The organism is uncultured Sunxiuqinia sp. (assembly GCF_947495665.1).
In the GTDB taxonomy this organism is placed as follows: domain Bacteria; phylum Bacteroidota; class Bacteroidia; order Bacteroidales; family Prolixibacteraceae; genus Sunxiuqinia; species Sunxiuqinia rutila.
Genome location: NZ_CANLZV010000020.1, coordinates 32,684 through 45,643, shown reverse-complemented (window position 1 = coordinate 45,643; position 12,960 = coordinate 32,684). Strand labels below are relative to the sequence as shown.

Annotated in this window: 12 protein-coding genes; 4 read left to right on the top strand and 8 right to left on the bottom strand. The window is 46.3% G+C overall.

Translation table 11 applies throughout. The features are described from left to right. Positions 1 to 2: 2 nt before the first annotated feature. The gene (rodA, locus tag Q1A18_RS17580) at positions 3 to 1,430 is read left to right on the top strand and encodes a rod shape-determining protein RodA (RefSeq protein ID WP_299583821.1); all 1,428 of its coding nucleotides are present in this window, start codon (positions 3 to 5) and stop codon (positions 1,428 to 1,430) included. Between the two features lie 397 nt (positions 1,431 to 1,827). After that, on the top strand, positions 1,828 to 3,126 hold the full coding sequence (locus Q1A18_RS17575; protein ID WP_299583818.1) for a radical SAM protein: 1,299 nt from the start codon (positions 1,828 to 1,830) through the stop codon (positions 3,124 to 3,126). A gap of 36 nt (positions 3,127 to 3,162) precedes the next feature. Here the strand turns inward: Q1A18_RS17575 and Q1A18_RS17570 are convergent, their stop codons facing one another. After that, a complete protein-coding gene (locus Q1A18_RS17570; RefSeq protein ID WP_299583815.1) occupies positions 3,163 to 3,816 on the bottom strand; it encodes an ACP phosphodiesterase in 654 nt (217 codons plus the stop codon). Positions 3,817 to 3,907: 91 nt separating this feature from the next. Here Q1A18_RS17570 and Q1A18_RS17565 point away from each other — a divergent pair, with 91 nt between their 5' ends. Continuing rightward, the gene (locus Q1A18_RS17565; protein WP_299583812.1) at positions 3,908 to 4,828 is read left to right on the top strand and encodes a carbohydrate kinase; all 921 of its coding nucleotides are present in this window, start codon (positions 3,908 to 3,910) and stop codon (positions 4,826 to 4,828) included. A 42-nt stretch (positions 4,829 to 4,870) separates the two neighbouring features. On the opposite strand, the gene Q1A18_RS17560 is transcribed toward Q1A18_RS17565, so the two are convergent. The 7 genes from Q1A18_RS17560 to Q1A18_RS17530 all read right to left on the bottom strand — a co-directional run bounded on the left by Q1A18_RS17560 (position 4,871) and on the right by Q1A18_RS17530 (position 12,256). Beyond that, on the bottom strand, positions 4,871 to 6,169 hold the full coding sequence (locus tag Q1A18_RS17560) for a serine hydrolase (protein WP_299583809.1): 1,299 nt from the start codon (positions 6,167 to 6,169) through the stop codon (positions 4,871 to 4,873). Between the two features lie 289 nt (positions 6,170 to 6,458). Continuing rightward, entirely contained in the window at positions 6,459 to 6,674 is a 216-nt protein-coding gene (locus Q1A18_RS17555) for a heavy-metal-associated domain-containing protein (RefSeq protein ID WP_299583806.1), read from the bottom strand. Positions 6,675 to 6,851: 177 nt separating this feature from the next. Next, a complete protein-coding gene (locus Q1A18_RS17550) occupies positions 6,852 to 9,080 on the bottom strand; it encodes a heavy metal translocating P-type ATPase (protein ID WP_299583803.1) in 2,229 nt (742 codons plus the stop codon). A 109-nt stretch (positions 9,081 to 9,189) separates the two neighbouring features. Beyond that, entirely contained in the window at positions 9,190 to 9,750 is a 561-nt protein-coding gene (locus Q1A18_RS17545; RefSeq protein WP_299583798.1) for a helix-turn-helix transcriptional regulator, read from the bottom strand. A gap of 45 nt (positions 9,751 to 9,795) precedes the next feature. Then, on the bottom strand, positions 9,796 to 10,686 hold the full coding sequence (locus Q1A18_RS17540) for a polysaccharide deacetylase family protein (RefSeq protein WP_299583795.1): 891 nt from the start codon (positions 10,684 to 10,686) through the stop codon (positions 9,796 to 9,798). Positions 10,687 to 10,789: 103 nt separating this feature from the next. Continuing rightward, positions 10,790 to 11,263, bottom strand: a complete 474-nt coding sequence (locus tag Q1A18_RS17535) for a hypothetical protein (protein WP_299583792.1) — start codon at positions 11,261 to 11,263, stop codon at positions 10,790 to 10,792. A gap of 90 nt (positions 11,264 to 11,353) precedes the next feature. Continuing rightward, on the bottom strand, positions 11,354 to 12,256 hold the full coding sequence (locus tag Q1A18_RS17530) for a DMT family transporter (protein WP_299583789.1): 903 nt from the start codon (positions 12,254 to 12,256) through the stop codon (positions 11,354 to 11,356). A gap of 206 nt (positions 12,257 to 12,462) precedes the next feature. On the opposite strand from Q1A18_RS17530, the gene Q1A18_RS17525 reads away from it, so the two are divergent. Further along, positions 12,463 to 12,942, top strand: coding sequence for a T9SS type A sorting domain-containing protein (locus Q1A18_RS17525; RefSeq protein ID WP_299583786.1), 480 nt, complete (start codon positions 12,463 to 12,465; stop codon positions 12,940 to 12,942). The last annotated feature ends 18 nt before the right edge of the window (positions 12,943 to 12,960 follow it).

Genomic DNA, 12,960 nt, shown 5'->3' with positions numbered 1-12,960 from the left:
GCGTGGAAAGAAGAAACAACATATGGGCCAATCTGGACTGGTTTAGCATTCTACTTTACCTCATCCTTATTTTTATGGGATGGATTAATATCTATGCGGCGGTTTACAACGAAGAACATAGCAGCATTTTGGACATGACCCAACGCTATGGAAAACAGCTGATCTGGATTGGTGCGGCCTTGATAATCGGACTCACGATCATTATTATTGATAGTAAGTTCTATGTTTTTTCCGCCTATGGATTTTATGCTATCACCATCCTTTTACTCATTGCCGTGCTTCTGGTGGGCACCAAGGTAAAAGGGGCAACCTCCTGGTTTCAGCTGGGTGGAATAGCCATTCAGCCGGCCGAGTTTGTCAAATTCACCACTGCCCTGGCCTTGGCTAAGTACTTGAGCTCCTATAATTTCAAGATGCACCGATTTCAATCCCTGTTGGTTATCGGCATCATTTTGCTGCTTCCGGTTTTGCTTATCTTTCTGCAGAACGACACCGGCTCAGCTCTTGTAATCAGTGTATTTATATTGGTTTTGTTCCGCGAAGGCTTATCAGGCTTTGTCTTGTTTCTGGCCTTTGTTTCAGCCCTTATTTTTATTCTCACGCTGGTTTTGTCGCCCTTGCACACCATTTTTACCTTGAGTATTGGCGCCCTGCTTTTTCATTACTTCATGCGTCAGAAACTCTCTGAATCGCTCAAGGCTTTCGCCATTTACGCCAGTTTATCTGCTGTTTTTCTTCTTGGTGGACATATTTTCAAGCTCGAACAGCCCCAGGTAAAACTCTTACTGCTTTCTACGTTCATCTCATCCCTTATTTTTGCGGTGTACGCCCTTCGCAAGCGCCTGTACAACCTGCTCATTGTTTTGGCTCTATACTTTGGACTGGTGCTGATGACTTTCTCCGTAGATTATGTATTCAACAATGTATTGCAACCGCACCAACAAGGGCGGATTAACGAATTACTGGGTATCAGCTCCGATCCTACAGGGGTAGGCTGGAATGTGAACCAGTCGAAAATTGCCATTGGCTCAGGCGGTTTCTCCGGCAAAGGATTTCTGAAGGGCACGCAAACCAAGTTTGACTTTGTACCCGAGCAAAGTACCGACTTTATTTTTTGCACCGTGGGTGAAGAATGGGGATTTATTGGAACAACCACTGTCATCATGCTGTTCCTGTTCTTGTTGCTTCGCTTAATCTACCTGGCCGAACGCCAGCGATCGACCTTTAGCCGGGTGTATGGTTACAGTGTAGCCTGTATCCTCTTTTTTCACTTGGTCATCAATGTAGGAATGACGATTGGACTCGCCCCGGTAATTGGGATTCCACTACCCTTTTTTAGCTACGGTGGATCATCGCTCTGGTCGTTTACCATATTGCTTTTTATTTTCCTGCGTTTGGACGCCAGTCGTGCCGAGAAGCTGAGTCACTAAAGAATAGTACCCGCTATCAGGAAATGTCCGGTAGTTTTGAAATTTTCGCCAAGCCAGTCGTGAGCAATACACTTTAGTGCTTAACCCACCGCATTGCTCACAAACTGTAAGCAGAGGTTCTTTGTCCAAAAGAATCCGTAAGCCCGCTTTCCCCCAAAGGTCAAGTCGATTTTCAAAAGACCTGACTATTACAGCTATAACTTGCAAGAACCGGGGTCGCAGCCCACAATTCGCTTTCGAAATTCCCGCTTTTTTATTATCTTCGCAAAGCTACAAAAAAGGGACTTAAAAGTATGTAATATATCATGTTTTAGGTGGCTGCAACGGCAACCCCAGTTTTCACATGATATTGGTTATTACTCCTGGTGGTATTAACTTCTTTAAAAACTAAAAAAGTATGAATTATCGTTCTTATACACTCAGTAACTTCAGACAGATTCCTCAAATTGCACAGTTAAGCAAAGAGGAACAGTTTACCATTGAAGTTATTGGGACTGTCTTGCCTTTCAAAGTGAGTAACTACATCGTTGATGAACTGATCGACTGGAACAACTTTGCAAAGGATCCGTTTTTTATCCTCAACTTTCCGCAAAAAGGAATGCTCTCCGAGGAACATTTTCAAAAAATTGCCAAGCTGCTGAAAAGCACTACCGACAAGGCAACCATTAAAAAAGCAGTTGACGAAATTAGGCTTCAACTCAATCCAAATCCGGCCGGACAGGAATCCAACGTTCCCGAGTTAAATGGCGTAAGGCTCAATGGCATTCAGCACAAGTATCGCGAAACCATGCTGTTTTTCCCCAGTCAGGGACAAACCTGCCATGCCTACTGTACGTTTTGTTTCCGCTGGCCTCAGTTTGCGTTAAACAGCTTCAAGTTTGCCATGAAAGAAGCCGACTTGATGATTGAGTACTTAAAAGTGCATCCGGAAATTACCGATGTTCTTTTTACCGGCGGGGATCCGGCAGTTATGAAAACCAAGTTTTTTGAACATTATTTCAACGCCATTCTGGATGCCGACCTGGATCACATTCGCACCATTCGTATTGGTACCAAGGCATTAAGCTATTGGCCTTATCGCTTTACTACCGATGACGATGCTGAAGATTTAATGAAGCTTTTCCGCAAAGTGGCTGATCGGGGAATTTCGATTTCTTTAATGGCTCATTTCAATCACCCACGTGCTATGGAAACTGAGGCTGTCAAGCAAGCTATTAAAAACCTGCAAGCAGCTGGCGTACAAATTCGTTCGCAATCACCTCTGCTAAAAAATATTAACAACGATCCGGACTTGTGGTCAAAAATGTGGCGCGAACAAGTGAACCTCGGAATCATTCCTTACTATATGTTTATGGCCCGCAACACCGGAGCTCAGGACTATTTTGCAGTAACGCTTGAAGAGGCCTGGAAAACCTATCAAAAAGCCATTCAGAAAGTAAGTGGCGTGTGTCGTACGGTTCGTGGACCATCCATGTCTTGTGCTCCTGGCAAAGTACAGGTTTTAGGCATTCAGAAAATCCATGGGGAGAAAGTCTTTATGCTGAACTTCCTGCAAGGACGAAACCCGGATTGGGTTGGCCGGCCTTTCTTTGCCAAGTACAACCCGAAAGCAATCTGGATTGACGATCTAGAGCCTGCATTTGGCGAGGAAGAATTCTTCTTTGAGAATGCCAACCTCAAACTACACGTGGTATAAGCAATAGCAATACGATAACAAGAAAAGCTTCTGATTTTATTCAGAAGCTTTTTTTGTGGCATCGACTCTCCCTGGTTTCTGAATATACACCTCAAAGTTGGCCTCGACAAAATCAACCAACTCAGCGAAAAATACCTCGAATTCCTTCCGAATCGACTCATAGTCTCGCTGTAAAACCTCCAAGGCGAAGTCGGCTTCCTCAGGCAAACTCGTGCGCCTTCCCATAATTGCCAACGACTCATGAATACCTTTAAGGGTAGCATAGGATTCCAGACGTTTATGCTGAATAATAAAAGGAAGAAATAACTTTACCCGCGTTGGGAGCAAGGAGAAATTGGCCAGTAGTACGGCATGCACTTTCTTGGCAAAAGGTCTCAACGGAGAAGCCGAATAATCAGTCCAGCGGGCAGCCAGAAAGTGATCAAAAATAACATCGGTCACAATACCGGCATAACGCCCATAGTTTTCCCGGAAACGGTTCCCACACTCCTTCACCAGGGCATGCCTGTCGGTGAACCAGTCAATTTGCCGATGCAACAAAATCCCGGTTTGCACTTGCAAGGGATAGCGTTGAAACTGCTTCCCTTTCACGTAGTCGCCAATGAAGTTACCCACCAAAACATGCTCGTCTTCACCGGAAAGGTATAAGTGCGCCAAGTAATTCATGCCCGAAATTACCCAATTTTTCACACAGAATCCTGTTGTACATCAAGTTTTATCTCCGAGTATTTTCGATAATTCTTTTTACTTTTGATACTCTAAGCCCAAAAAGCCAGATACCATGAGACAACTAGTCACTGCCATAGGCGAACTGCTGTGGGATCTTCTCCCCGAAGGTAAAGTGCTGGGAGGAGCCCCAACGAATTTTATTTTTCGCATCAATTCCTTCGGAGATATGGGGCAACTGATCACCCGCATTGGTGAGGATGACTTGGGGGAAGAAGCCCTCAACTGCATTCGCGAATTGGGCTTGTCGGAGCAAAACATTCAGGTCGATCCCCACTACCCTACTGGAACCGTTCAGGTAGATCTGAATGCGCAAGGCATACCCGATTATACCATTCATACGGAGGTTGCCTACGACCATATCGACCCCACTTTTTCGGCTTTGGCTATAGCGCGGCATTCCGACTGTATTTGTTTCGGAACCTTGGTTCAGCGTACGCCCAAGTCACGCGAAACACTCCGGCAGGTATTGAAAGCAGGCACGGGCGCCCTGCGTTTCTACGACATTAACCTGCGCAAAGATTGCTATACGCCTGAAATCATCAAAGAAAGTCTAAACCTGACACACATTCTGAAAATAAACGACGAGGAATTAGTGACGCTCAAAGAACTGCTCAAGCTGAAACCGGACTCGCTTAAAGAGCTGGCTGGCGAGCTGATTCAGGATTACCAGCTGCAAACAGTACTGGTAACTTTAGGCGAAAATGGCGCTTTCGTATTGAGCAACACCGGTGAATTTCATTACGATCCGGGCTACCGCATTCAGCTGGCCGACACCGTTGGCTCGGGCGATGCCTGTTCTGCCGGCTTTATCCATCGGCTCATCAATGGTCATTCGCTGAAAGAGGCACTGCAGTTTGGAAATGCAACCGGTGCACTGGTTGCATCCACCCAAGGCGGTACCCAGTTTATTTCCAAAGAAGCCATTGAAGCTTTCCGTCTTGAAAAACACGAGCGACTAAGTACAAAAGTTTAACGGCTAAGTCTTATTAAATAAAGGCATTTCTTAATTCGTCGCCTACTGTTTCTCCATCAAGTAGTTGGCAACCCTATGATAGGCTGGCAATGAATAAGGGTCATTCGCGGCATTTCCGGCAACGGGGTGCGATGCGAAACGAACAATAACCATTTCCGCTCTGGGATCCACATAAACCGTTTGACCATGAACACCCCGGGCGGCAAATGCCCCGTGTTCGTTATGCGTTACCCACCACATATTGCGGTAGCTCCAATTCTTAAGTTTCGTATACGATGATTTCCGAAAGGCCTCCTGACTACCTCCGTTTCGAATGTCTTCAATTAACTGCGCAGGCAGAATTTGTTGCTTATTGAAAAAACCGCCCATTCTGATCATTTCTCCAAACATAGCCAGGTCACGCAAATTGCAGTTAAATCCGCCACCGGCAAAGGCAATGCCGGCCCCATCAACCTGGTAATAACCATCAAAGTGAGTCCCCAGTGGTTTCCAGATTCGTTCCGAAAGTAAATCCGGAATGCTTTTCCCTGTCACCCGAGAAATAATCCAGCCCATAGCGTCCGTGTTCACCGTCTTATACCCGAACACTTCGCCATGCGTTCCGTTTTTCTGCACCGTCTGCAAAAACTCGAAATAATTCATCGGCCCATGGTAGTCCTTCGGTTTTGGGAATGGGTTACCAGCTGCGGTAAACGTCCATACCTCGGCCTTAGGGTCTGAATAATCTTCGCTGTACTGCAAGGCGGTTGTCATATCCAGTATCTGGCGGATGGTTGCATCACCAAATGCCGAGGACTCCAGTTCCGGAACATAGTCGGATGCCCGTTTATTCTCATCCAATATGCCTTCGGCCACCAACAAAGCACCCAAAGTACCGGTAAATGTTTTACTTACCGACATGGCTGCATGCAACCCGTCAGGCTTCAGGCCACCAAAATACTTTTCATAAACAATCCGCCCCCGATGCAAGACAATTATTCCATCGGTGTAGTTTTTAGCCAACGATTCCTTAAAGGTCATTTCATCTTCACCGTCCCAAGGTGTGAACGCCAAATCATCAATCGCAGTATCAATGTCAACAGGAAAAGAATAAGGATTATTTCCGGCTGAACGAACTGGCACCGTTGGCATAAACTGACGCATATGACAAACACTGTAACGTAAGGCCGGAAACCTAAAAAAGCTACCATCAACTGCAGAAACAATACGATCGGTCTGGGGAGGGAAACCTTGCATCCACCCCATCTTTTGCGGATCAGATTCTTCTGCTGTTAGAAATTCCTGACTAGAGGCGAAATGACTGGTGAGGACAGCTAAAATCAAAACGACAATTTTTTTCATATTGAATGGTATTGGTTGAAGAAATCGGAACAAACACAAGCATATAGCTTGTGCTGAAAATAAACATACCTCCTTTCGGATTCATGGATAATTCATGAAATGCCAATAATCGTTATTTACGATGGACGCGTTCAATGGTTCGGATGTTCCATCATAAAACTAAGCCTAGAAAGATGCCACACTTTTGTGACAACTACCCAAACTTCAGGCAGCGATTTTCGAACCGCTGCCTGATACTTTTACTTTTGCCGAAGCCGAACTCCATTCGGTCAACACTATCAAGCCCGCTTTACGGTCTGATTTCCTGGGCTTCGAAACCCGCTTTCAGCACCAGCCGGCGCACATCGTTGCCCGATAGCTCGGCCGTCTCAACCGTTAGCACGCGGTCGGCTGCTTCCAGATCAACCTTCCAGTTTTCAATGCCTTTTTCCTCATTCAGTACCGGAGTTACCTTCGCCAGGCATCCTCCACATTTGATGTTTGTTTTAAACGTTAATGTCTTCATTGCATTTAAAATTAGTGCCAGCAGGCAAGCGTTCTTTGAAATTTGCCTCTTGGCTGTTATTAAAATGAATTTGTGTCGAACAATGGTTCGGGGTAAATTACTTAGCTATTCAACACTTGATTCGAATGATTGCTTATCATTTGTTTGATCTTTTCTACACTTTCGGTGTATTTCACCCTAAGCATCCAGCTTACTCATTTTTAGCCGCAGGCTGTTGCTTACCACCGATACCGAGCTAAACGCCATGGCAGCCCCGGCAATCATGGGGTCGAGCAAGAAGCCGTTGAACGGGTAAAGCACGCCGGCAGCAATTGGAATTCCAATCAGGTTATAGATAAACGCCCAGAACAGGTTTTGCCGGATTCCGCGAACCGTCTTCCCCGAAAGGGCAAAAGCTTTCGGTAAAGCTTCCAGGTCAGAGGTGATCAGGGTCATTTTGGCTACGTCCATGGCGATGTCGGTCCCATGGCCCATGGCAATGCTCACATCGGCCTGCGCCAAAGCATGCGAATCATTGATTCCGTCTCCCACCATGGCTACTACCTTGCCCTGCTCCTGCAGCTGGCTCACGAACTTGGCCTTATCATCGGGCAACAACTCACTTTCGTAGTGCTCAATCCCCACCTGACCAGCAATGGCTTTCGCCGTTTCGCGGTTATCACCAGTCAACATATACACGTCGATGTGTTGCTTGCGCAAGCGGGCAATCGCCGCCTGCGATGAGGCTTTCACCCGGTCGGCCAGGGCAATTACGGCCAGCACCTGCTGACTGTTGGCGAAGTACACGACCGTATTGGCCGCTTGTTGCCACTGCCCAGCCTGCTGCTCAAGCGCCGCATCCAACGCAATTCCTTTCTCCTGAATCAAGGTCAGGTTACCAACATAGTAAGCCTGATCCTGCTGGTCTGTGGCTTCTACCCCACGCCCGGTCAAGCTCGAAAATGACTTTAACTCCACCGGCGACAGGTCTTCTTCTTCCAACTTCCGCACAACAGCATCAGCCAAAGGATGCTCCGAAGCTTTCTCCAAGGCCAGCAAAATGGCCTGTGTTTTTTCCACCTCAGCCGATTCAGCCCACTTCAGGCCAACAACATCCGGTTTTCCTTCGGTTATCGTTCCGGTTTTATCCAGTACCACGGCATTCACCCGATGGCCCAGCTCCAGGCTTTCAGCATCTTTAATCAGAATATTGTTCTCAGCTCCCAGGCCAATCCCCACCATCACTGCTGTTGGCGTGGCCAGTCCCAAAGCACACGGGCAGGCAATTACCAGCACAGCCACTGAGGTGAGTAAGGCATGCGTAAAAGCATCGTCTCCCCCAACACTCATCCACACCACAAAAGTCAGCGCCGAGATCAGCATCACTACGGGTACAAAAACAGCTGCAATTTTATCGACCAACTTTTGTACCGGCGCCTTGCTTCCTTGCGCCTGCTGCACCATTTGGATGATATGGGCCAGCATGGTCTCACTGCCCACCTTCTCTGCCCGAAACCTGAAACTCCCCTTTTGGTTAACCGTCCCGGCAAAGACCGCATCACCCGCCTGCTTTTCAACCGGCACCGGCTCTCCGCTCAGCATGCTTTCATCCACAAACGAATGACCAGATTCCACCGAACCGTCAACAGGAATTTTCTCACCAGGACGAACCACGATCAATGCTCCTTGCTGAACTGCCTCAACCGGAATTTCCTGCTCTTTGCCATCGATTATAGCAATCAAGGTTTTAGGCTGCAAGCCCATCAGCTTCCGCAGGGCCGAAGAAGTGTTGGTTTTTGCCCGCTCCTCCAACAGCTTTCCTAAGGATATAAAGGTGATGATCACCGTTGCTGCTTCGTAATACACATGCGGTGTTATTCCACGACTCAACCAGAACTCAGGGAATAGGGTATTGAAAAGGCTGAATAGGAAAGCAATTCCAGTACTCAGCGCCACCAAGGTATCCATATTGGCCTTGCGATGTTTGGCTTGTTTCCACGCTTGAATGTAGAAGTGGCGACCAAAGTAAAACAGAATTGGAATGGCCAAAGCCAGCGAAATCCATTTCCCCGGTTCCCAATCCATGAAAAACATGCCCAGGATAAAAACCGGCAAGGTGAGGATGGCCGACCACCAAGTACGTCGCTTAACCTCCTGATAAAAACGGGCCTGCTCCTGCTGCTGCGCCTCAAAAGGGTCTTCCACATCAGCAATCAGGTCGTAACCTACCGCCTGCAATGCCTGCTTCAAGTCGGCGGGTTCAACCTGTGGTTCGTACTCCACCCAAACTGATCCGGATGCAAAGTTCACTTGGGCGCTCTGCACCCCTTCTGTATGATTTAAAATGGACTCGACACTGGAGGCACATGCCGCGCAGGTCATTCCGGTAACTGGAAATGATTGTTGTCTATTTTCTAACTTTCCCATAGCATTTTCTTTTTAGTTGAAGGATTAACTCCTTTTCAACATTACAAAGATCGCTCAGGAAAGCCGGTCAGGTGTTACACTATTTTGTGGCTTGTTTATAAGATTTTGGTCAGAGCTTATCCAAGGAATTCAACCGAGGCTCCCGATCCTTCCGAAATTGCGAGGGAGTCATGCCGGTCTCTTTCTTAAACTGAGTGGATAGATAGGCTACAGAACTGTAGCCCATTTGCCAGGCAATTTCCGACAAGGTCATCTCATTGTAAAAGAGCAGTTCCTTCACCCGCTCAATCTTCTGGCGGGTAATGAATTTCTCAATGGTCATTCCCTCCACCGATGAAAACAAGCGACTTAAGTAGCCATAATCGTGGTGTAGCTTATCGGCAATCAAATCCGAAAAGTTCATGTTCATCGGCTCCTTCGAGTAATGAATCTGCTCGATGATCAGCGTTTTGATTTTTGAGATGGTGGTTGAGCGTGCCGACTCCAGCAACTCAAAGCCCAAACTTTGCAGGCGCTCCTCCAAGTGCTTGCGCTGTTCCTTGTTTAGTGCTTTGCCCAAGACCACCTCGCCCAACTGCACCCGCTCGTAAGCAATTTGCAAATCGGTCAAGACTTCCTCAACGGCCATCACACAACGTGGGCACACCATATTTTTTATATGTAAGGTCATTTCCTCCATCAGTCGTTCTTTTCAACAGCTGTTACCCCAGCTTGTTTATAAATAGGCATCTTTCCAGGCAGCATAAACTTCTTCCCAGGTAATCATCCGGATGCCGTTTTGCTCAATCTTTTGCTGACACGCCTCACTGCTAAAATAGTCCAAATCAATTTGTCGCCATTCAGATCCAAAGTTGGGATGATTCCAGCTGACACCCTGCATCTCGTGCGTATCCATTGCCGGGTGAATCAAGATCAGGTTTAGCCCGGGAATCAGCTGATCCAGACTGTCGGCATAAAACTTGCGCAATTCGCCTTTTTCAAAATCAGGATATTCTCCCAGAAAAATACGATCGACCAATAAATCCTCCTCCTCCAACAGGCTATCCGATCCGGGATGAACCATGTCCGCAAAGTCCTTGCTCTGCAGAATAGGCAAATCATATAACTGTCCCAACTCCCGATAGACCTGCAACAGGTCAGGTCGTGCCCCAACACTGTACATGTGCGAATCGAGATGGGTAGGCTGAATCCCGAACTTCATGGCCCGGTCGATTTGGGCAACCAGTTCTTTGCGGACATCCTCAGCTGTGGCATGCTGCGCCACTCCCGCCCGGTTCCGGTAGAAAAAGCCATTCTCATCCACCAGGCTTGGCACCTCCTCAATAGACAGCACCGGGCCAAACTTATACTTTTCCCATTCGCACGTTAAGGTGAGGTGGATACCACAATCAATTTGCGGGTTATCCTTGGCAAAACCGGCTATTTCGTAAAACCAGGGACAGGGAACCATCACACTGTAGGAATTGGCGCTCCCTTCCTGCAATACTTGCATGGTTGCGCTATTTTCGCCATGGGCCAGCCCACCATCATCAGCATGGATAATCAGCAAGCGGGTATCTTCTGACAGGCCCAAGCTCTGTAGGATTTTTATTGTCGATTGATTCATTGGTCGTTCGTTTTAGTTCATCAAGCGTCTAAACCAAGCCAAAGGGTTGGTTCATCATTAAACAAAGCTAACAGAAAACAAGTTTCCGGATAACTTCCTAACGCTAATTTTTCACCCGTATGTAGCGCTCAATATTCATTCGGTCAATGCCTTGCTCTTCAATTTTCTCCACACCTTGCTGGATGAGTGTATCGCCATCGACCTGAACTTCGAACTCAAAGCTATTTCCTTCCCACTCTCGGGCGCTGCAGTAATCCAGATTCTCGGTGTAAACTCCATCCTTCAAGGTATAGGTTCCACCGCCAGCTCCAAATACTGCTGCGGAGTCTTTTCCTTGGGTTAAGTCGTGTTGCAAAAAGGAGAAGTGTGTTGCATTGATAATCTTGATAAACTCAACTCCCTTGGTGTAGTCTGTTGTAACAGTATCGCCTTTTTCAATCAAAGTTCCAGAAAGCAATTTCCAGGTGCCTTCAATAGGCTGCTTGATTGGTTTTTCAGGTTGTTGAGCTTTTTGTGTCGCTGTGTTGCAGCCGAATAAAACGGTTAGTAAAATCAATAATCCAATGTTTCGTTTCATTTGTTTGAGTTTAGTTTATTTGTTTATATTTCATCAATTAAGCTGTTCATTATAAAACACGAAAGAGCTACTCTTTCGACAGCTCTAAAACTATTTTTTGCGTTTCAGAAATCCGGCCCGGCTTAAGGATATAATCATAACGCCAAGCACCGTGATGCCCCCACCAATCAGTTGATGCACCAAAGGCAAGGTGTGAAAATAGAGGTAGCTCCCGAGCAACACAAAAATCCCTTTCAAACTTTGTACAATGGAAGACTTGGACACCTCGATGTGCCGAAACGAGTAGTAAATAAAAAGTACGGCTACGAAAGGCCCCAACGTAGCCCCGATGGCAATGTTGGTTAAGGCGCTTATTGGAATAAGCAGCGACTGCCCGTAAATAAAAAACATCAATAAAGAAAAAATCAACAAGGACACCGCCCGATTGGTATTCAGCAATTCCGGACTCATGGTTTTCACGTTCATTTTAACAACGATGGAGGCAGTAGCTGCAAAAAACGCATTGATTAACACCACTCCTGTACCGGGAATAAACAGACTGGCTAAGGTGGTGCCTCCCTGATAGCTAATAATAAACGCACCAACAAGTGCCATCACCGCACCAAATGATTCCATCCAGGTAAAGCGTTCGTGCAAAAACACAATGCCCATGAGCGTCAGAATGACGGGGAAGAGGTTTCCGATAAAGGAAGTTACTGCAGGATCGGGAATAATTTGTACCGAAAGGAAAAAGCTGGTGGTGGTTAAAATTTCCAGGACGCCCAACAAAGCTAAAATACGCCACTGGCGCCTCGACAACTTGGGGATCGCCCGATGCCCTCCGGATTTAACCAGCCATCCAATATTTAGCAGAGAGGCAATGAAAAACCAGTACACCCCAAATTGCGCCAGATGCACCTCATTCAATGCAGCCTTGCTGAATATGTAAATATTGGAAAAGGCAATGGTGGCAATTGCCGCAAACAAATATCCTTTAAAACGCTCTGATTTCATGTGGTAAAGATATGAAAGAGCGGGCATTTAGCTTATCGGCTGATGAAAAAATCAATCTGTTATAAAAGGGGCGCCAACCGATAAAAACCCTAAAAAAGTTAGAATATGGTGAACAAAACACATACCTTTATTGTCACTGTTAATCAAAACCTTACATTCGGCTATAAGATACAACAATCAATAGCTTACTTATCTATGAAAAAACTATGATTAAATTATTCTTCCTGAGCCAGGCTTGCTTGTGGCTGAGCCTGGCATCACCAGGGTACGCACAAGAAGTTATTGCCAGCACAGGCAACCACTTTCAAAACAACCAAATGCAAATAAGCTGGACCCTGGGCGAATCCGTTATTAAAACCGTTTCAAACTCAAGCACCCAGCTAACCCAAGGATTTCAACAGTCTCAATTAATTGTTACCGACATCAGTGAAAACCCTCTGGTAAATGCGTCCATTTTAGTTTATCCCAACCCCACCATCAATCAGCTTCATCTGAAAACCGACAAGCTTGACAATCAAAAAATTCATTTCAGTCTATTTAGCATGGATGGTAGTTTATTGCTTCGAAAACCTATGGTTTCGAACCTAACAGAAATTCAAATGTCTGCTTATGCACCAGCTACCTACATACTAAGAGTTTCCACAGCCAACAACACTCTAAAAACATTTAAAATCATCAAAAAGTAACAAGTAATCCCTCCCCCT

Excerpts from the sequence above, each read along its gene's own strand:
- Q1A18_RS17560 (WP_299583809.1), bottom strand. The coding sequence starts at position 6,169 with ATGAAAAAAATTGTCGTTTTGATTTTAGCTGTCCTCACCAGTCATTTC.
- Q1A18_RS17550 (WP_299583803.1), bottom strand. The coding sequence starts at position 9,080 with ATGGGAAAGTTAGAAAATAGACAACAATCATTTCCAGTTACCGGAATG.
- Q1A18_RS17530 (WP_299583789.1), bottom strand. The coding sequence starts at position 12,256 with ATGAAATCAGAGCGTTTTAAAGGATATTTGTTTGCGGCAATTGCCACC.
- Q1A18_RS17565 (WP_299583812.1), top strand. The coding sequence starts at position 3,908 with ATGAGACAACTAGTCACTGCCATAGGCGAACTGCTGTGGGATCTTCTC.
- Q1A18_RS17525 (WP_299583786.1), top strand. The coding sequence starts at position 12,463 with ATGATTAAATTATTCTTCCTGAGCCAGGCTTGCTTGTGGCTGAGCCTG.
- Q1A18_RS17535 (WP_299583792.1), bottom strand. The coding sequence starts at position 11,263 with ATGAAACGAAACATTGGATTATTGATTTTACTAACCGTTTTATTCGGC.
- Q1A18_RS17555 (WP_299583806.1), bottom strand. The coding sequence starts at position 6,674 with ATGAAGACATTAACGTTTAAAACAAACATCAAATGTGGAGGATGCCTG.
- Q1A18_RS17540 (WP_299583795.1), bottom strand. The coding sequence starts at position 10,686 with ATGAATCAATCGACAATAAAAATCCTACAGAGCTTGGGCCTGTCAGAA.
- Q1A18_RS17545 (WP_299583798.1), bottom strand. The coding sequence starts at position 9,750 with ATGACCTTACATATAAAAAATATGGTGTGCCCACGTTGTGTGATGGCC.
- Q1A18_RS17575 (WP_299583818.1), top strand. The coding sequence starts at position 1,828 with ATGAATTATCGTTCTTATACACTCAGTAACTTCAGACAGATTCCTCAA.